The sequence below is a fragment of the Winogradskyella poriferorum genome (genome assembly GCF_036553625.1).
In the GTDB taxonomy this organism is placed as follows: domain Bacteria; phylum Bacteroidota; class Bacteroidia; order Flavobacteriales; family Flavobacteriaceae; genus Winogradskyella; species Winogradskyella poriferorum.
Window position 1 is genome coordinate 259494 of the sequence record NZ_JAZHOU010000003.1, and the last position, 18441, is coordinate 277934.

The following is an 18441-nucleotide window of genomic DNA, read 5'->3' on the forward strand; positions in this document are numbered from 1 at the left end:
TTATTCTGTAGCTTTATCAACAATGGGTTTGTTTTCTCTATTCGCAATTTCCCATGCTGTATGAAACACTAAACGAGTTCTATTTTCTAGCAAGTCGTATTCGATCTTATCTGGAGTGTCACTAGGCTGGTGGTAATCATCGTGCGTACCGTTAAAATAGAATATTACAGGAATGTTATTTTTTGCAAAGTTGTAGTGGTCAGATCTATAATAAAAACGATTTGGGTCATTATCATCATTGTATGTGTAATCTAATTCTACATTGCAGTATTTTTTATTTACTTCTTCTGAAATGTTATGTAAATCTGTACTCAACTTATCACTACCAATTAAATAAATGTAGTTGCGGTCTTCTTCTTTTCTTTTAGGATCTGATCTACCTATCATGTCAATATTTAAATCAGCTACAGTATTTTCTAAAGGGAAAATAGGATCGTTATCTGTATAATGTCTAGAACCTAAAAGCCCTTTTTCTTCGCCAGTTACATGAAGAAAAAGAATAGAACGTTTTGGGCCATGACCAGATTTTTCAGCTATTTTAAAAGCTTCAGCGATTTCTAGTATTGCTACAGTGCCAGAGCCATCATCATCAGCACCATTATAAACTTCACCATTTTTAATACCTTCATGATCTAAGTGCGCTGAGATTACAACTATCTCATTTGGTTTTGTAGATCCTTTAATGTAGGCTACTACGTTTTCAGAAGTTATTTGTTCAGATTTATTTTCTATTTCTAAATTTAAATCGGTTTTAAGTGTTTTAGTTTTATCATCTTCAAGTATTGAAGGGTGCAATGCTTTAGCTAAATTTTCATTTATCATTAGCATCATCATTTCATCATCGTTACTTTTTAAGGATAAACGACCAGAAGTTCCACTTTCTGCCTGTCTTTGGTAATAAGGAGCATATCTAACGAACATGTAAGAATCTAAAAGCATAAGTCCTTTAGCACCATTTTCTATGGCAGCATCTCTTTTGCTAGATAGAGACTGACGACCACTAGACCATTTAGTATCTTCTGCATTTCCTGTTGTTACATAATTGCCGTCGTCATCTTTAGGTTCGCCAGCTTTTGCTAAGACAATTTTGCCTTTAACATCAAGATCTTTGTAGTCTGAGTAGTTTTCTGAATCAATGCCGTAACCTACATAAACTATTTCTTTTGTAGAGACGTTAACATTGCCAGAAGCTCTTAACACTATATGCTCTTCAAAACTTTTAAAATCTTTACCGTTTACAGTTATTTTTGCTTCAGAGACACTTTGCTTTTCTAAAGGGACTTCTTGAAAATAATCATCGTTTCCTAAAGGTGTTGGTATGTTTAATGCTTGATATTGAGATTTTAAGTATTCAACAGCCATTTTTTGTCCCTTTTCACCAGTTTCTCTGCCTTCAAATTCGTCAGAAGCATATTTGTAAAGCATTTCTTTGAGCTCTTCTGCAGTAATAGAGGTTGCGTATTTTGTTGGGTCTTCTACTTTAGCTTCATTCATGTTTATTGAAGATGAATTACTTTGAGATGAAGTACCACAACTGGTCATTAAAAGTGCCGTAAAAGAGAGCAATAATATTTGTTTCATTTTATAATGATTTGTTTAATCTTGATAACTATGGACTAAATTACAAAAATCAAAAATAGCTTAAGTTGTTTTGATGTTTTTCTTTAGCAAAGTTTAACACTAGATGATTTCAGGTTTTAAGCGCTCTGGAGCGTTAGCTAAGTACCAAGCAGTGGCGAAGATAAGTTTTGTGCGTTTTGCAAGTAAAGGGTAATTAATTTTATCTGCTGTATCTGTTGGTTTTGTATAATCCTCATGCTCTCCGTTAAAGAAGAAAACTACAGGAATACCTTTTGTAGCAAAGTTGTAGTGATCGGACCTGTAGTAATAACGATTGTGGTCATTTTCAGCATTAAATTCGTAATCTAATTCTAAATTCACAAAATTGTAATTAGCCTCTTGTACAACAAAGTGAAGTTCTGTGCTTATACGGTCGGCTCCTATAACATATACATAGTCTTCATTGTCTTTATGTCTGCTATCTACACGACCAATCATATCAATATTTAATGTACTTACAGTATCTTCTATAGGAAAAATAGGATTATTAGTGTAATATCTAGAACCATGTAGTCCAACTTCTTCACCAGTAACATGAAGAAATACAATGCTACGTTTAGGGCCATTTCCATCTTCTACAGCTTTTTTAAAGGCTTCAGCCATCTCAAACACTGCTGCAGTACCAGAGCCATTATCATCTGCACCAGGATAAATTTCTCCTTCTTTAACTCCTTCGTGGTCAGAGTGTGCTGTTATGTAAATATATTCATCAGGAAATTCGGATCCTTCAATGTATGCTATTACATTTTGTGAATCATTTAACTCATCAGGTAAAACCGATTTTGGTACTTTTTGGAAGTAATCTGGATGAGTCTTAGGTGGTTTTATTCCTAAAGAGTCGTAATATCTTCTTATGTAGTTGCAGACTTCATTATGGCCTTCTTCGCCAGTCATGCGACCATTGTATTTTTCTGAAGACACCTCTTCAACATAGAGTTTCAACTCATCAGTAGTGATAGTGTTTAAGTACTTTTCAACAACGCTTTTGTTGTCGTAAGAAATACTTTCTTTTAATTGTTCAATTTTTTCACTGTGTCTTAATGTAGCGCAAGATCCTACAAGAATAAGTGCAGAGGCAACTAATACTTTCATTTAACGAATTACTTGTTTTTACTAAATATTCATCAAACTCTACTATTTATTCTCTTGCGAAAAATTGGGGCTAAATAATAGAATTTGTTTGTAACTATTTGATTTATGCAAAAATAAGTTAAAACTATGAGATATTTTCTTACAGTTAGAATGAAAATTTAAATATCTTCATCAAAGTCTATGTCTTCTAATAATTCTTTAGAGTCTTCAAGGTTTTCTTCATCGCGTTGCTCTAATTGCTCAGTATCTCCAACTTCAGAAGTATAATAAACACTTTTGTAAACGGTTAATACCAAAGCAATAATTACCATCAAAAATATATATTGAATAGATTTTGGTTTGGATTTTTCTTTTCTGGATATAAAGAAAATAGATAAACCACAAATAAAAGCTACAACAATTGGTATTACAGCAAGATTAGAAAATGGTGTTACAGCTAAAATAACAGCTAAAACGGCAGCTATAAATCCTAAAATTATAATGAGTTTCTTTCCCATGATTTTTTAATGTTTTAAACCAGTTGCAGATTGAATCTTTAATTCTCCATTTCCTACAGCAATTTTAAATTTTGCATACACAGGAATCTTGTTTTTATCGGCAGTTAACCATAATAAATTAGAGTTACTTCCTTTTAGCACATCACTTCCTTTTAAGGATAATGCTAACTTATAACATTCTTTAGGACCTATATTTGTCGAAATTGTCTCTTTACTAAGATATTTTAAAGTTATGGTTGTCTCCTTATTGTCAAATAATACCGTAAAGTCTTGTTGATCCCCTGGACTGGCCTTGTGAATATCTAGATTTCTTATATGGTACAATGTACTTACTATATCTTTTGTTGAAGCACTAATTTTTACATTTTTATTTTCATCCCAGGTTTTACCTTCTTTATTTTTTTTGCGTTTTAGACTTTTTACCAAATTAGCTTTATGGTTATACTTATATTGCATAAACTTATAATAACCACCTTCACTAATATCTCTTTTGTATAGGTAAGGGGTTAGGGTCTTCGGATTTACATAACTTTCGTATAAGTCTCTTATTTTAAAAAAGTTGTCCCATTTTTTATATGTAGCAGCAGTACACTTTAGTCGCATCAGCGTACTTTTAGAAGTTTTAACTTCACTTGTTTCCATTTTAACTTGGGCAATGTCTGTTAATATACCAGACATATTATACGATGCAGAGAAAACTAGTTTTTCACCAAAAGCAATTGTATTATTTTGAGCTGTTATGTGCAATCCAAATAAAACTGTAAAAACAAAAACGTATTTTTTCATAGAGATTGATTTGTAATAATAACGATTTATATAGCATATATTGTGCCGAAAATACAATGCTTTATTTAATGTTGCTAATTTTATTTTAAAATGGATTAGAAACATTTTTAAAAAAACTACATAAAAATCTTTGGCTACATCAAAAAGGGTTTTATATTTGCATCCGCATTTGGAGAAATGGCAGAGTGGTCGAATGCACTGGTCTTGAAAACCAGCGAGGGTCACACCTCCGGGGGTTCGAATCCCTCTTTCTCCGCAAAGAGTTCCTAGAAATAGGAACTCTTTTTTGTTTATGGCATATCTTTGCAATAAAAAAGAATATGTCTATAATCGAAAAATTGAAGTGGCGTTACGCAACAAAAAAGTTTGATACTACAAAAAAATTATCTAAAAATCAGATAAATACCTTAAAACAAGCATTTAATCTTACTGCATTATCTTATGGTTTACAAACTTTAAAATTGGTAGTTGTAGAAGATAAGTTAAAAAGAGAGCAACTTGTACAGCATTCCTATGGTCAGCGCCAGGTAATTGATTCTTCTCATTTATTAGTCATTTGTATTCAAAAAGAAATTAATGATGAGGATGTCGATTATCATTTTAATATTATAAAAGAAATAAGGCAAACACCAGATGAAATTTTAGATCCATTTAAGAAGGGACTTAAGTCTACAATTCAAAGTATGACCAAAATCAAAAAAAATGATTGGGCAACAAGGCAAGCGTATATAGCCTTAGGTAATTTAATGACCGTTTGCGCAATGGAACACATAGATAGCTGTCCTATGGAAGGTTTTGTAGCAGAGCAAGTAGATGAGGTTTTAGAATTAGATAAATATGGATTAACTTCTGTTCTGTTGTTCCCAGTAGGTTTTAGAGCAAAAGATGATATGTTTGCTAGTCTTAAGAAAGTAAGAAAACCTTTATCAGAAACTACAATTGAAATTTAGATTACGATTTTTAAGAACTTCAAAAGCTTATATTTGTTTAAAATAAAAAAACAGAAAATTTATGCCAGGATTTGAGTTATTTGGTGACTTAGAACGAAAGGAAGTTAACGATGTTTTAGATAATGGAGTTTTAATGCGATATGGTTTTGACGGAATGCGCAAGGGACATTGGAAAGCCAAAGAACTTGAGTTAGAACTATCTAAAACTTTTAGTACTAAACATGTACAATTAGTATCAAGTGGAACAGCAGCAGTTTCTGTAGCATTAGCTTCTGCTGGCGTAGGATCTGGCGATGAGGTTATAATGCCAACATTTACTTTTGTTGCAAGTTTTGAAGCCATAATGATGCTAGGAGCAATTCCTGTTTTAGTAGATATTGATGATACTTTAACTTTAGACCCTAAAGCTGTAAAGGCTGCAATAACATCAAAGACAAAGGCTGTGATGGTAGTTCATATGTGTGGTAGTATGGCTAATCTAAATGCACTTCAAGAAGTATGTGATGTTAATAATCTTGTTCTTGTAGAAGATGCTTGCCAAGCGATAGGAGCAACCTATGAGGGTAAACCTCTAGGAAGTGTAGGAGATTTAGGTTGTTTTTCTTTCGATTTTGTAAAAACTATAACTTGTGGTGAAGGTGGAGCGGTAATAACTAATAATAAAGACTATTACCTTAATGCCGACCATTATAGTGATCATGGTCATGATCATATTGGAAATGACAGAGGTGCTGAAACTCATCCGTTTTTAGGTTATAATTTTAGAATTTCAGAACTGCATGCAGCTGTAGGTTTGGCGCAGGTTAGGAGATTACCAGAGTTTCTAGACATTCAACGTAAGTATCTAAAGATATTTCAAGATAAACTATCTCAAATACCAGAAATAACTTTAAGAACTGTGCCAGAAGGAGGTGAGGAGAGTGGAGCGTTTTTTAATTTCTTTTTACCAGATTTGGAAACGACAAGAGCAGTTATTAAAGCTTTTAAAGAAAATGGTATAGATGCTTGTTGGAATTATTATGACAACAATTGGCACTACATACGCAAGTGGGATCATTTAAAAGAACTGAAATCTTTATTTCCAATTACTCAAGACGTAAAGGATGGTTTAAAATATCTTCAAACAAAATCATTCGAACAATCAGATAATTACATTGGTAGAAATATTTCATGCTTAATAAAATTATCTTGGACAGAAGATGAAGTAGGGAATAGGGCAGAAAAAATGAAAAAACTAATTGAATCTTGCTTATAATGAGGATATTAAAAATATCATTTTACTTTTTTATTACATTATTAGTTTCGTTCGCTTTAAATGCTCAAAATAAAGATGTCCATGAAATAGAGTTATTACCAAATGAAACGGAAACGGTTTTATCCACAGATTTTTATATTTCAGAAATTATTGATAATCGTATTATTAAATCTAACATTGGTATAGCTCAAAAGGGCTTAATGAATAGAAAAGTTCTATCCGATTTTAGTAAAGATTTTGATCGTGAAATACTTGATTATTTAGAAACCATTTTACCAATAGATTCTTCTAAAACAGCTTTATCATTGCGTATTAATCAACTTTTAATATCAGAGCATACAGGTGCATTTAAGGAAACAGGTAAAGCCATTGTAAGACTAAATGTTTTGGTAAAACTAAATGATTCAATATATGGTAATTATGGTAGTTTTGAAGCTTCTAGATCCAAAAATAGTATGGATGTCACCAGAAAACATGATGACAGAATAAGGGCAGTTTTAAAAGATTGTTTAATGCAATTCGATTCTTTGGATAGAGAAGTACTGGTTTTAAAAAAATTGAATCCTTTTTCACCTGAGTCTGTAAAAGTTCTCAATGACTCTATTAAACAAGGTTTTTTTGAAACTTATATGGAATTGGCTAATAATAGTCCAATAAGAGATATAAATTTTAAAATTCAGAATAGAACCACAGACGAAAAATTGCACTTAAAGGATACCATAATTAATAAGAAAATTATGCATTTCGCTTATAATGATGGAGAGAACACTTATTTAAATGCCTCTACTTATTCTGGTGAACGTCATTATGTAAAAACAGATCGCTTTGATGATTTTTTAATTTTTTCAGATGTATTTGTAAATCAAGATAATGTTAGTGGCATGTCTCTTGCCTTTGGTGTATTGGGAGTTTTAATGTCTAATGAACATCAAACAGTTTTATTTGATTTAAGTACAGGTCAATTTTATCCAATGACTAGGACAAAAATGCGATTACTTCTAAAAAAAGATTATCCTGAGTTTTATAAAAAGTATAAGAGAAACTCAAGGAATCACGAAATGAATAAAGAAATTATTCAGAGTATTTACAAAGAAAAAACTTCAGAGGAGTTTAGAGCTTTAATTACTAGTCTTAATAATTAACATAATCTACGATTTCTAAACCATATCCAATCATGCCAACACGTTTGGTTTGTAAGCTGTTGGATAAAAGATTGATTTTACTGATTTTTAAATCATGAAGAATTTGAGCTCCAATACCAAAGTCTTTTGAATCCATAGAAATTCTCGGTGCTTTTACCAATTTACCCTCTTCTTGACTTTCTTTTAAAACAGATAAACGTGATAAAAGGTTCATAGATTGAGCTTGCTGATTTATGAATATGATAGCGCCTTTTCCATCTGTATTGATAGCGTTGAACATATCATCTAACTTTTGGTCAGCATTATTGGTTAGCGTACCAAGAATATCATTATTAACTAATGTAGAGTTAACACGTGTTAAAACTGTTTCATCAGATTTCCATGTGCCTTTTGTTAATGCAATATGTACCTGATTATTTGTAGTTTGTAAATATGCTCTAAGTCTAAATTTACCAAAACGTGTCTCTATGTTAAAATCTTCTTTCTTTTCTATTAAAGAGTCGTGCTCCATACGGTAAGCCACTAAATCTTCGATAGAAACAATTTTTAAGTCAAACTTTTTTGCGACTTCCATGAGTTGAGGTAATCGTGCCATAGTACCATCTTCGTTCATTATCTCTACGATAACACCGGCTGGCTCAAAACCTGCCAAACGCGCAAAATCTATAGCAGCTTCTGTATGGCCTGTACGTCTTAAAACTCCACCTTCTTTGGCAACAAGAGGAAAAATATGTCCAGGTCTTGCTAACTCAAAAGGTTTTGTGTCAGTATTAACTAATGCCTTTATAGTTTTAGCTCTATCGCTTGCAGAAATACCAGTGCTTACACCATTACCTCTTAAATCTACCGAAACTGTAAAAGCAGTTTCCATAGGATCGGTATTGTTTCTAACCATCATGTTAAGTTCTAATTCTTCACAACGATGCTCGGTAAGAGGTGCACATATTAAACCACGACCATGCGTAGCCATAAAGTTGATCATCTCAGGAGTTACCATTTCGGCAGCAGCTAAAAAATCACCTTCATTCTCGCGGTTTTCATCATCAACCACAATAATTACTTTACCTTGACGAATGTCTTCAATGGCTTCTTCAATAGTATTTAACTTGGTTTTTTTGTCCATAGCATTAATAGTCATACCTAAGAATTTAGTTATGCAAAGATACGGTTATTTTGTATGATAACGCGGTTTTGTTAACCGAAGTCTTGCTTGATTTTGTTTCGTGTAAGAATATATCTTAAAGGATAGACAATAGATAGTATTATTAAAATAAAAACACTAAGATGCTTACCTTTTTTAGAGGTAGATTTATAAAACTTTAAATAGAAGTAGGCATCTACAAAAGCATAAATAATAAAGAATACTAAAGCTATAAACCCTAAGCTAAGAGATGACTCCGCTATTTCTGGAAGTTTATTGTTTTTTAATATAAAATGTAAACCTATAAAAACTAAACTTAAAAGATAGCTCACCAAACTTGTGTTAGAATAGTCTTTATAATCTTTTAGAAGTCTTTGAGAATTTTCAGAAAGTTGCTCTCTGCTTACTTCTTTTGACCTTACTTTGAATAGCTCTGTTTCTATTTGATTCTTTTGAACAAAGTAAAATATAAAATATAGTGGTAGTCCAAGAAAATATAGTATGGCTCCATTGGCACTCCTAGATTTTCCAAGTGCTTTAAACAAATCTATATGTTTTGATATAGATTTTATAAGTGCAATTACACAAATTAAAAATGCGAGAATACCTGGTATAAAAAATACAAATGCCAAAAATTGTGGGCCATTATTATTGAATACTCCAGCAAGAATAATAAGAGGAGTCATTATGATGTAAAAGATAAATGCTAATTTAGAATCTTCTTCGTATTCATTTTTTAGGCTTATTATCTCATCATCTTTTCTGCTAGATAAATGTCCTGCCAACCTCAGTTCTTGAACTGTAATTCCTCTTTCATTAAGTATAGAGATTGCTGAGTTCTTGTGCTCATATTTATAGTCAAAATCTCTATGATTTTTAACAATTTGAATAAGTTTTGAGTTTTCAAAACTTAATAGCGTTTTATAATCTTCAGATGTTTTATCTAAATACGATTTGTCTCTAATTTCATTTTTTTGAAGTTTAAAGAACTTTTTTAATGGTTTAAGAATCGATTCAATTTCAAAAGCTCCTTTATCATTAGTGGCTCTAGAGGTTAAATAAATACTTAAAGGAAGCATTACAGCTGTAGATAACCATGATCCTATAATAGGACTAAAACTTCCTTTTTCAGCACTGTTTTTGGCAAAAATACCAAAGAAGTGATAGGTTAAAAACAGTACAACCGCAATTACAATTGGTAAACCTAAACCACCTTTTCTTATTAAAGCTCCAAGAGGTGCTCCAACAAAAAACAGGATGATACAGGCAATTGCTAAGACAAATTTTTCATGAAAAGCTATAATATGCTTGTTTAAATGTATAGACTTGGTTTCAAAATTCTTTTTGTTGGAGTCTATAATTTGGTTGGTACTATTTGCAGAATTTAATGCAAGGTTTATAATCTGTCCTTTTTTGCTTGCAGGAAAAAGATCGATTACATTACCTGTAAAAGAAGAATCTTTTTCGGTATTAATATTAAGGTTTAATGCAGCGTAAGTTGTTCTGTTATATAATGTGTTAGATAAGGTTTTGTAGTCTTCTCTTCTTTGACCTTTTAAACTATCTATGGTATAATTTAATTGATCAATATTTAACATGGAATGCTTCCCTTTATAGTTCTTTTCATCAAGGTCTTCATCATTAAGAATTTCCAAGTCTACATTAATGGTATAGCTGTCAAAATAGCTTTTGGCATGTGGTCTATTAATGTTTTTGCGAATATCTTTATCTATAATTTCTTCGTAATAGTTACCATTTAAAAGTTCTAGTTGTAAAACATTAGAGTCCTTGCTACTTTTTAGCTCACCCTTTTCAGAAACAATAACCTTGTAATTACCAGTTCTGGCAGAACTTTTATCGTGTATAATTACATTTTCTAAGTATTGACCTCTATCTCCAGATTTTTTATCTACTTTAATATTTATGTTGCCAATTTCATTAAACTGGCCTTCTGCTATAGCTAGGGCAGGTTTAACTTTTGCTATGTTTTTTCTTAAGTTGTAAAAGTTATATTCTCCCCAAGGAATAACGTTGTTTGCAAAAAAGAAACAAGCTATACCTAATGCAACAATAAAAACACTTAGACTACGCATTGCTCGTTGTAGCGAAATGCCTGTAGATTTCATTGCTGCAAACTCATAGTTCTCGGCAAAATTTCCGAAAACCATAATAGATGATAATAAAATGGTAAGCGGTACTACCAAAGGAATTAGCTTTGGCATGTAGTAAAGAATAAATTTTGCAGTCACGGAAACATCTAGATCCTTACCAGCAAGCTCAGATATATAAAGCCATACACCTTGCAGCACAAAGATGAACATGAATATAATAAAGACGCTAAAAAACGTCCTTAAAAATGTGATAAGTATGTACCTATCTAGTATTTTCACACATTAAGTATTAAAACCTTAGTCTATTCGATTGATGTAGTAATCTTCATATTTACTTTCGTCAAAAGTAAACAAGGTTTTTGAGATAGGTTGATCGGTTTGAAAAGAATTAACAGTTAATGTTGTTTTTGTTCCGTTTTTACCCACTTCAATAAGATTATAAATGTGTTTTGTTGTAGCATCTATACCTAATAAAACATGCTTTATTTCAGAGTTTGTGTCCATAGGACTCAATTTTACATACTGAATTTTGCGTCCCTTTACATTTTGAATGATATCCATTTGATAAGTGTAACCATCTTCATAGAAAGATAGCATGTCGCTAGGAGAAATCGTACTTTCTTCGTCTGAGTTATCTGAAGAAATTGTTACTTCTTCATCTTCAGGGCTAATGGTGTAAAGTGTTTTTCCATCAAAAATTCTTGTAATCCCTAAGATATTAAGTTTATATTTTTCACCTTCTATAACAACGTCACCACGAGTCTCCTGATTCATATTCTCTTCATTAACATTGTTAAGTTCGTATTTAAAGTCTATAGAGATGTTCTTGTAACTTTTTATTTTATTACTTACTTCTGTTAATAGTGCTTCGGCTTTTGTGTCATTTTGTGAAAAAGCTGTAAAACCTAGAGTGATAAAGGCTATAATTAATAGTCGTTTCATTTTATATAAGTGTAATATATTATTGTTTTTCATTTTCTAGTAATTGATCTAGAGCTACTAAATCTGGTACTAAAACCTGTCTGGCTTTACTACCTTCAAAAGGACCTACAATACCAGCAGCTTCTAACTGGTCTATAATTCTACCAGCTCTGTTGTAACCTAATTTTAGCTTTCGTTGTAATAATGAAGCTGATCCTTGCTGTGCTGTAACAATAATTTCGGCAGCTTCTCTAAACAATTTATCTCTGTCAGAAATATTTATATCAAGATTTGTGCCACCTTCTTCACCAACATATTCTGGTAAGAGATGAGCATCTGGATAGGCTTTTTGCGAACCTATAAATTCTGTGATTTTTTCAACCTCTGGTGTGTCAACAAAAGCACATTGCAGACGTATAAGATCATTACCTTGTGTGTAGAGCATATCTCCACGACCAATAAGCTGATCTGCGCCAGAGCCATCTAAAATGGTGCGCGAATCTATTTTACTAGTAACTCTAAATGCTATACGAGCTGGGAAGTTTGCCTTAATAATACCAGTAATAACATTAACAGAAGGACGCTGTGTGGCAATGATAAGGTGAATACCAATAGCACGTGCTAATTGTGCCAATCTGGCAATCGGTGTTTCTACTTCTTTACCAGCTGTCATAATTAAATCGGCAAACTCATCTACCACCAAAACAATGTATGGTAAGAATTGATGACCATCATTAGGATTCAATTTTCTGGCTTTGAATTTGGCGTTGTACTCAGCAATGTTTCTACAAAATGCATTTTTAAGCATTTCGTAACGGTTGTCCATTTCTATACAAAGTGAGTTTAGCGTGTTAATCACTTTTGTGTTATCTGTAATAATAGCATCTTCGCTATCTGGTAACTTGGCTAAATAATGACGCTCTATCTTATTAAAAAGTGTTAATTCTACCTTTTTAGGATCAACCAATACAAACTTTACTTCAGCAGGATGTTTTTTGTATAATAACGAAGTTAAAACAGCATTTAAACCAACCGATTTACCTTGTCCTGTTGCACCAGCCATAAGCAAGTGAGGCATTTTAGCTAAATCTACCACAAAGGTTTCATTGCTAATGGTTTTACCAAACGCTATTGGTAACTGCATATCTGATTTCTGAAATTTTTGCGAAGCAATTACAGAGCGCATCGATACAATAGTAGATTTCTTGTTAGGAACCTCAATACCAATGGTACCTTTACCAGGAATTGGAGCAATAATTCTGATGCCTAAAGCAGCAAGCGATAAAGCAATATCATCTTCAAGATTTTTAATTTTTGAAATTCTAATACCTGCATCTGGTACAATTTCGTAAAGTGTTACCGTAGGACCAATCGTTGCTTTTATGCTGGTAATGCCAATTTTGTAGTTGCTTAGTGTTTCTACAATTCGGTTTTTATTTTCTTCAAGTTCTTCCTGATCTATAGAAATCCCTTCATTATCATATTTCTTTAATAAATCTAAGTGAGGAAATTGAAAATTACCTAATTCTAAAGTTGGGTCAAATTGTCCAAAATCTTCAACAAGTTTTGCTGCAAGATTATCAGTTTCAGATTTTTCTTCTTCAACTGTTTCTACTTCAACCTTAAGCTCTGGTTCTGATTCTGTTTCTTCTATAGGTTGAGGCTTTACTTCAATATTTAATGGCTTTTTGTCTTCTTTTGGTTTAGAATGGTTGCTAATAGTAGGTTCTGGTTTATCAAGAGAAATCTCGAAAGCAGATTTAATAGCTTCAGCTTCTTCGGTTAGGCTGTTATCTACAATGGCTGTTTGAGAATCATCTTCAGTATTAGAATTCATGTCATTCTGAAAATCCTTTTTAGCACTACTAAAAAGTTTAACAAACGTATCTCCAGTAACTTTAAATCGTAGAGCCAAATAGGCTATAAGACCAAAAAGTAGTAATAGTGCGGTACCGATTTTTCCGATATAATCCTGAAAGAAATGATTCATTTCAAAACCAACAGTACCGCCAAGTATATCGAATTTATGAGTAAAGAAACCAAAGAAGATAGAAAGCCAGATAACTATTAGTGTTCCCCAAATCCAATGTTTTCTAAGTTTTGCTTTATTGAGATTAAGCGCTACATAAACTCCAGAAAGAAAAATTAAACCAGAAAAAATAAAAGATGGTATACCAAATCCTTTGCTTATAAATAATTCACTTACCCAAGCACCTAATTGACTTGCCCAATTCTTATAGGTTTCTGAACGTTCTGGGAAGTTACTTAATGCACTTTGATCTTCCTTTCCTGTGAATATAAATGACAAAAAGGAAATAAATAAAAGCACGCCCAAAATAATCAATAGACTACCAAAAATAAGCTTTTGCTGATTAGATAATACTAGTGATGGTTTCTTGAAAGTCTTTTTAGACTTTGAATTGGTTTTGGTTGTATTTTTCTTTTTAGTTGTCTTTTTTGCCATGTTATGCCGAATACTGTTCGGTAATTACCTTTATATCTTTAAGGTGTTTGTTGTTTATATTTTTTTACTTCTTTCGGAATCCCATTGACGTAATCTTCTATAATATGAAGATCTTTAGCAAGTTGAGATCCTTCAAATTCTGAAATATCTTCAGTTTTTATATTAGAATTATAAAACTCTAAATATTTACTCGCCAAAGGTACAAAAGACCAATGCCATTTTTCTTCATTATAGCCTGTTCTTCCATTATTTTTATTGGTGTAAACCTGATAAAAACCAAAACTGTTGGCATGTTCTTTTAGCCATTGGTAGGTTTTTAAACCTTTTCCGGTGTTAAAATACGAATTATTTAAACTATTCAAATCTATATCTGTGCCCCAATGATGTCTAGATGTAGAAGGCATAGAACTGTATTCTAAAATTTTCTTAGCTCTATGGATTGGATTTAGGTTATTATATAGATTCCATTTTCTATTCCAGATGGCTTTTTGCTCATAGAAATTTCTTGTTCCAGATATTATTTTTAAATCAATGCTATCTCTTTTAGCTTTATTAGACATTTCTAGAAAAGCTTTATAAGTCATATAGTTGAGATAAATATCTTTTGCTGTATATCTGCTATCAACCTTTACAAAGGTAGAATCTGATTTGTAATCAAATTTCCCAAGAACAAAATTAGAAGTAATGTTTAGTGTGTCTTTTAGCTTGCTGTTTTCTTCAATCTTAGTTTTTGCTTCAGTATTAGTAACAACAACTGATAATATTTCTTTAGGCTTGTTATTACAACTAGTTTGAAGTAGAATAAAGAAAGGTAAAATAGAAAATAGCTTCATTTTATAGCACGGCATAGGTCTAAGACTGATTAAGTTTTCAATCATGTAACGTAATAAAGCTAAGGTTTGGTATTTAAAATATTTTAGGTAGATAAATTATTCCTGCAATAATCACAGCGACTATGGAAGCAATAAAAACGGCTCCAGCAGAAATATCTTTTATTAAACCAATTTTTGGATGGTGATCTGGGTGAATAAAATCTGCAATGTATTCTACGGCAGTATTAACACCTTCAATACTCATTACTAGACCTATCATAGCGGTTTGAAACATCCATTCTGTGGCTGATATATCAAAATAAAAACCAGCAACAGTAACAACTATAGCAATAAAGACTTGAATTTTAATGCTGGCTTCGGTTTTAATAAGAATAAGCATTCCTTTAAAAGCAAAGCCAACACTTTTTAGTCTGTTAATTATAAAAGGCTCTTTGGTATTTTGCATTAAAAATTATGATAAGCTGCTCAAAGCACTTGCGTAATCTGGTTCGTCTGCAATTTCAGAAACTTGCTCTGTGTATAATACAGTACCATCTGAGTCTATAACAACAACACATCTAGATAGTAATGTTTCAAAAGTGCCATTAGAGAATACCAAACCATAATCTTTGCCAAACTGACCTGTTTTGTAATCTGATAAACTGATAACATTGTCTAAGCCTTCGGCACCACAAAAACGTGCCATAGCAAATGGCAAATCTTTAGATATACAAAGTACTTTGGTGTTTTCTAATTGGCTTGCTTTTTCATTAAAGGTTCTTACTGATTGAGCACAGGTTCCTGTATCTACACTTGGAAAGATATTTAATACTAATCGGCTACCTTCAAATCCTGATAGATTATGATCTTTTAAATCTGTATCTGTTAGTTTAAAATTCGGTGCTTTACTACCAACCTTTGGTAATTCACCTATTGTTTCTACTGGAGCTCCTCCTAGTGTTACGTTTGCCATGGTTTAGTGTTTTTAAATTTTGTTAAAAATAAAAAAAGCAATACTGAAAAGTCTAAATAAAATGATAATGTTTTTAAAAATTCAGCTTCATATAAAATACCGTTTAATGGGTATTTTATTTATTATTTATGGTGTTTAGTTTTGAATAGCTATTAACCAATACAAGAGAACAATGAAAAAATTACTTCTAATATTTTTTATAATTTTAAGTTCATGTGATAAAAATAATGAAGCCTTAGAGCCTGAATTAATTGAACAATTAGAAATAGAAATTAAAGATAATGTAGTTGTACTGTCTGACAATAATCAAACTACAAATGAAATTGCAGAAATACTTAATGGCACTTTAGTTGTGCAACCAGCAAGTTTGGTAGAAGATGTTGAAGTTGGCTCTGTATTGATAGGACAAGAAGATGGTGGATTTTTAGTTAAAGTTATCACTAAAACAATTGAAGGTGATCAAGCAACTTTTCAAGTAGAGCAAGCTAATATGGAAGATGTCTTTGAGAATGCTGAATTTAGTTTTAATGCTGATTTATCAGAGACTCCACAAAGAAATACAAATAACAATAATCAAAATATAAATAGTAAGAGAGACGGTGAAGGTTTTTCTTTTGATTTTTCCAATACCGTCATATATCAAGATGGACCAGTTGTGTTTAATATTACAGATGGTTCAGCGGAATTTAATCCTAATTTTCAGTTTGATTTTGACTTTGAGAATTCAACATTACAGCAATTTGAATTTAGTGCAGAAAATGCTAATTTAACCATAGATTGTGATTTGTTTTTTGGACTTAATGCTGAGGATCAATTAAATGTTTCTACTACAATAGCTGAGTATGATAAAACTTTTACCACATTTGTTGGTTTTGTTCCTGTAGTTGTAACTGTGTCAACAGAACTCGTTGCTGAATTATCAATAGAAACATCAGGTCAGTTTGGTTTTACTGGAGGATTTACTTCGGTAAATACAACAACTTTAGGAGCAACTTATAATAATGGTGTATGGGATTATATAGGTGAAACTTCATCAAATACTACAGGAAAACCAGTAGATAATTCCGCTGTGGCTGAAATAATGCAAAATATTACAATTACACCAAAAGTTGATATTAAGTTTTACAATGTAGTGGGACCTTATTGTACACCTATAATGACAGAGGATTTAACCTTGGGAGTAAATTTTGATGGTGAAGATCCAGATTGGAATGCCAAGGTAGATGCAGGGCTTAATATAGTTGTTGGAGCAGATGCTCAAGTATTAGGTGAAACATTAGTAGATTACAACACAAGCATTTTCTCATCAAATGTTACTGTTTGGGAAGCACCTAAAACATTAGAAATTGTATCTGGTAATCAGCAAGAGGGCACACAAGGAGCCGAATTAGACGAGCCTTTAAAAGTAAAAGTAACTGATAATATGGGTGATCCAATCTCAAACGTTCCTGTATATTTTCAAGTTACACCAGGTGATGGTGAAGTAGATAATACTAGTGTCTTAACAGACGATGAAGGTTTTGCGGAAGTTATATGGACTTTGGGAACATTCACAACTGAACAAGCAGTAAATGTTGAAATTAGAAATTCTGGAGGTGATGTGGTAGGTGAAACGTTAGTTTTTACATCAAATGCAGGCGAGGTTGAATTAAGCTTAATAGGTGATTTAAGTTTTGGAGAAGTTGAAATAGGAAGTTCTGAGAACATATCATTTACAATAGAGAATCCGAACTCTACACCAATAAATGTTTCGTCAATTGATATTCCTGAAGGGTATAGTGTAAATTGGAATAGTGGGCAAATAGCGGCTGAATCTACGCAAGATGTAGTAGTAACATTTTCACCTACTGAATTACAAGATTATAATGGTGATATTATAGTAAATAATGATGTTGATGACATTAATAATTTAATTCCTGTTACTGGTATTGGTGTTGTGCAAAATGCAATAAGCTTATCTGGTGATATGAATTTTGGTGATGTGGAAATCGGTTCGGAGGAAGTGAGAGTTTTAACAGTACAGAATAATACAATTGTACCTATGCTAGTTTCATCAGTAGATCTACCTGTTGGCTATACTGCAAATTGGACAGGTGGCTTAATTAATGGTCAAAGTTCTCAAGATATTGATATTACCTTTAGTCCTAATAATGTTCAAAATTACAATGGTTCCATTATTATAAATAATGACTTGGATTCAGAAAATAATGTAATTGCAGTAACTGGTATTGGTATTGAAGAAGTTACAGGTCCTGATATAACCGGATTTTGGATTTCAAATATAAATATGAGTGAGTGTAATGCTGCAGGAAATAGCAATGATCCAGATTGCGTTAGTCATAGTACATTTGAAGGTTTAGAATTAGAGTTCTCCGAGGATTTAAATTATAATTATTGTGAAGACACAAGTATAAGTTGTGGAATTGTTTATAACGATGGTGTATATACAAATACAGAAGTTTTCCTTGAGCGTTCTTTCAATTTTGATGGTGTAAATTTAAGAATGGAAATAAGGACATATAGCACCTCTGGTTTCTTCTTTGATGATAGAACATTTATTTTTGAAGGAGTTTATGAAGAAAGCACTGATAGTTTTTCGGGTAATTATTCACATGAAACTGATGGAGGCTTATGGAATAATTTAAGTATTGGTACAATGACGCTTACTCGACCGTAA

At 32.0% G+C, this 18441-nt stretch carries 15 protein-coding genes and 1 tRNA gene; 5 read left to right on the forward strand and 11 right to left on the reverse strand.

What is annotated here, in order from left to right:
* From V1468_RS10760 to V1468_RS10775, 4 genes are all read right to left on the reverse strand, one after another.
* Positions 1-1581, reverse strand: a complete 1581-nt coding sequence (locus V1468_RS10760) for a M28 family peptidase (protein ID WP_331810246.1) — start codon at positions 1579-1581, stop codon at positions 1-3.
* Between the two features lie 99 nt (positions 1582-1680).
* Positions 1681-2712, reverse strand: a complete 1032-nt coding sequence (locus V1468_RS10765; RefSeq protein WP_331810247.1) for a M28 family metallopeptidase — start codon at positions 2710-2712, stop codon at positions 1681-1683.
* Between the two features lie 158 nt (positions 2713-2870).
* On the reverse strand, positions 2871-3209 hold the full coding sequence (locus V1468_RS10770; RefSeq protein ID WP_331810248.1) for an FUSC family protein: 339 nt from the start codon (positions 3207-3209) through the stop codon (positions 2871-2873).
* A 6-nt stretch (positions 3210-3215) separates the two neighbouring features.
* Positions 3216-3995, reverse strand: coding sequence for a DUF3108 domain-containing protein (locus tag V1468_RS10775; RefSeq protein ID WP_331810249.1), 780 nt, complete (start codon positions 3993-3995; stop codon positions 3216-3218).
* A gap of 171 nt (positions 3996-4166) precedes the next feature.
* On the opposite strand from V1468_RS10775, the gene V1468_RS10780 reads away from it, so the two are divergent.
* From V1468_RS10780 to V1468_RS10795, 4 genes are all read left to right on the forward strand, one after another.
* Positions 4167-4251: transfer RNA gene (locus tag V1468_RS10780), tRNA-Ser, on the forward strand.
* A gap of 64 nt (positions 4252-4315) precedes the next feature.
* Positions 4316-4945 carry an NAD(P)H-dependent oxidoreductase gene (locus V1468_RS10785; RefSeq protein ID WP_331810250.1) on the forward strand — a complete coding sequence of 210 codons (630 nt, stop codon included), beginning with the start codon at positions 4316-4318 and terminating at the stop codon, positions 4943-4945.
* 61 nt (positions 4946-5006) lie between these two features.
* Entirely contained in the window at positions 5007-6200 is a 1194-nt protein-coding gene (locus tag V1468_RS10790) for a DegT/DnrJ/EryC1/StrS family aminotransferase (protein ID WP_331810251.1), read from the forward strand.
* Positions 6200-7342, forward strand: coding sequence for a hypothetical protein (locus V1468_RS10795; protein WP_331810252.1), 1143 nt, complete (start codon positions 6200-6202; stop codon positions 7340-7342). Before V1468_RS10790 ends, V1468_RS10795 begins: the two co-directional genes overlap by 1 nt.
* On the opposite strand, the gene ribB is transcribed toward V1468_RS10795, so the two are convergent.
* From ribB to tpx, 7 genes are all read right to left on the reverse strand, one after another.
* Positions 7332-8480: a 3,4-dihydroxy-2-butanone-4-phosphate synthase gene (ribB, locus tag V1468_RS10800; protein WP_331810253.1), complete on the reverse strand. Its 1149-nt coding sequence runs from the start codon at positions 8478-8480 to the stop codon at positions 7332-7334. The two genes, V1468_RS10795 and ribB, sit on opposite strands and share 11 nt — an antisense overlap.
* 56 nt (positions 8481-8536) lie before the next feature.
* Positions 8537-10873: an LptF/LptG family permease gene (locus V1468_RS10805; protein WP_331810254.1), complete on the reverse strand. Its 2337-nt coding sequence runs from the start codon at positions 10871-10873 to the stop codon at positions 8537-8539.
* An 18-nt stretch (positions 10874-10891) separates the two neighbouring features.
* Positions 10892-11536, reverse strand: coding sequence for a LolA family protein (locus tag V1468_RS10810; RefSeq protein WP_331810255.1), 645 nt, complete (start codon positions 11534-11536; stop codon positions 10892-10894).
* A gap of 19 nt (positions 11537-11555) precedes the next feature.
* Positions 11556-13979, reverse strand: a complete 2424-nt coding sequence (locus V1468_RS10815) for an FtsK/SpoIIIE family DNA translocase (protein ID WP_331810256.1) — start codon at positions 13977-13979, stop codon at positions 11556-11558.
* A gap of 38 nt (positions 13980-14017) precedes the next feature.
* On the reverse strand, positions 14018-14812 hold the full coding sequence (locus tag V1468_RS10820) for a M15 family metallopeptidase (RefSeq protein ID WP_331810257.1): 795 nt from the start codon (positions 14810-14812) through the stop codon (positions 14018-14020).
* Positions 14813-14885: 73 nt separating this feature from the next.
* Positions 14886-15257 carry a diacylglycerol kinase gene (locus V1468_RS10825; RefSeq protein WP_331810258.1) on the reverse strand — a complete coding sequence of 124 codons (372 nt, stop codon included), beginning with the start codon at positions 15255-15257 and terminating at the stop codon, positions 14886-14888.
* A gap of 6 nt (positions 15258-15263) precedes the next feature.
* Positions 15264-15764: a thiol peroxidase gene (tpx, locus tag V1468_RS10830; RefSeq protein WP_331810259.1), complete on the reverse strand. Its 501-nt coding sequence runs from the start codon at positions 15762-15764 to the stop codon at positions 15264-15266.
* Positions 15765-15936: 172 nt separating this feature from the next.
* Between tpx and V1468_RS10835 the strand changes: the two genes are divergently transcribed.
* Complete coding sequence (locus V1468_RS10835) at positions 15937-18441, forward strand: choice-of-anchor D domain-containing protein (RefSeq protein WP_331810260.1); 2505 nt, start codon at positions 15937-15939, stop codon at positions 18439-18441.

Bases quoted from the DNA above. Each gene is read 5' to 3' on its own strand.
- V1468_RS10765 (WP_331810247.1), bottom strand. From the start codon at position 2,712: ATGAAAGTATTAGTTGCCTCTGCACTTATTCTTGTAGGATCTTGCGCT.
- V1468_RS10835 (WP_331810260.1), top strand. From the start codon at position 15,937: ATGAAAAAATTACTTCTAATATTTTTTATAATTTTAAGTTCATGTGAT.
- V1468_RS10775 (WP_331810249.1), bottom strand. From the start codon at position 3,995: ATGAAAAAATACGTTTTTGTTTTTACAGTTTTATTTGGATTGCACATA.
- V1468_RS10825 (WP_331810258.1), bottom strand. From the start codon at position 15,257: ATGCAAAATACCAAAGAGCCTTTTATAATTAACAGACTAAAAAGTGTT.
- V1468_RS10820 (WP_331810257.1), bottom strand. From the start codon at position 14,812: ATGAAGCTATTTTCTATTTTACCTTTCTTTATTCTACTTCAAACTAGT.
- tpx (WP_331810259.1), bottom strand. From the start codon at position 15,764: ATGGCAAACGTAACACTAGGAGGAGCTCCAGTAGAAACAATAGGTGAA.
- V1468_RS10815 (WP_331810256.1), bottom strand. From the start codon at position 13,979: ATGGCAAAAAAGACAACTAAAAAGAAAAATACAACCAAAACCAATTCA.
- V1468_RS10770 (WP_331810248.1), bottom strand. From the start codon at position 3,209: ATGGGAAAGAAACTCATTATAATTTTAGGATTTATAGCTGCCGTTTTA.
- V1468_RS10795 (WP_331810252.1), top strand. From the start codon at position 6,200: ATGAGGATATTAAAAATATCATTTTACTTTTTTATTACATTATTAGTT.
- V1468_RS10810 (WP_331810255.1), bottom strand. From the start codon at position 11,536: ATGAAACGACTATTAATTATAGCCTTTATCACTCTAGGTTTTACAGCT.
- V1468_RS10785 (WP_331810250.1), top strand. From the start codon at position 4,316: ATGTCTATAATCGAAAAATTGAAGTGGCGTTACGCAACAAAAAAGTTT.
- ribB (WP_331810253.1), bottom strand. From the start codon at position 8,480: ATGACTATTAATGCTATGGACAAAAAAACCAAGTTAAATACTATTGAA.
- V1468_RS10760 (WP_331810246.1), bottom strand. From the start codon at position 1,581: ATGAAACAAATATTATTGCTCTCTTTTACGGCACTTTTAATGACCAGT.
- V1468_RS10790 (WP_331810251.1), top strand. From the start codon at position 5,007: ATGCCAGGATTTGAGTTATTTGGTGACTTAGAACGAAAGGAAGTTAAC.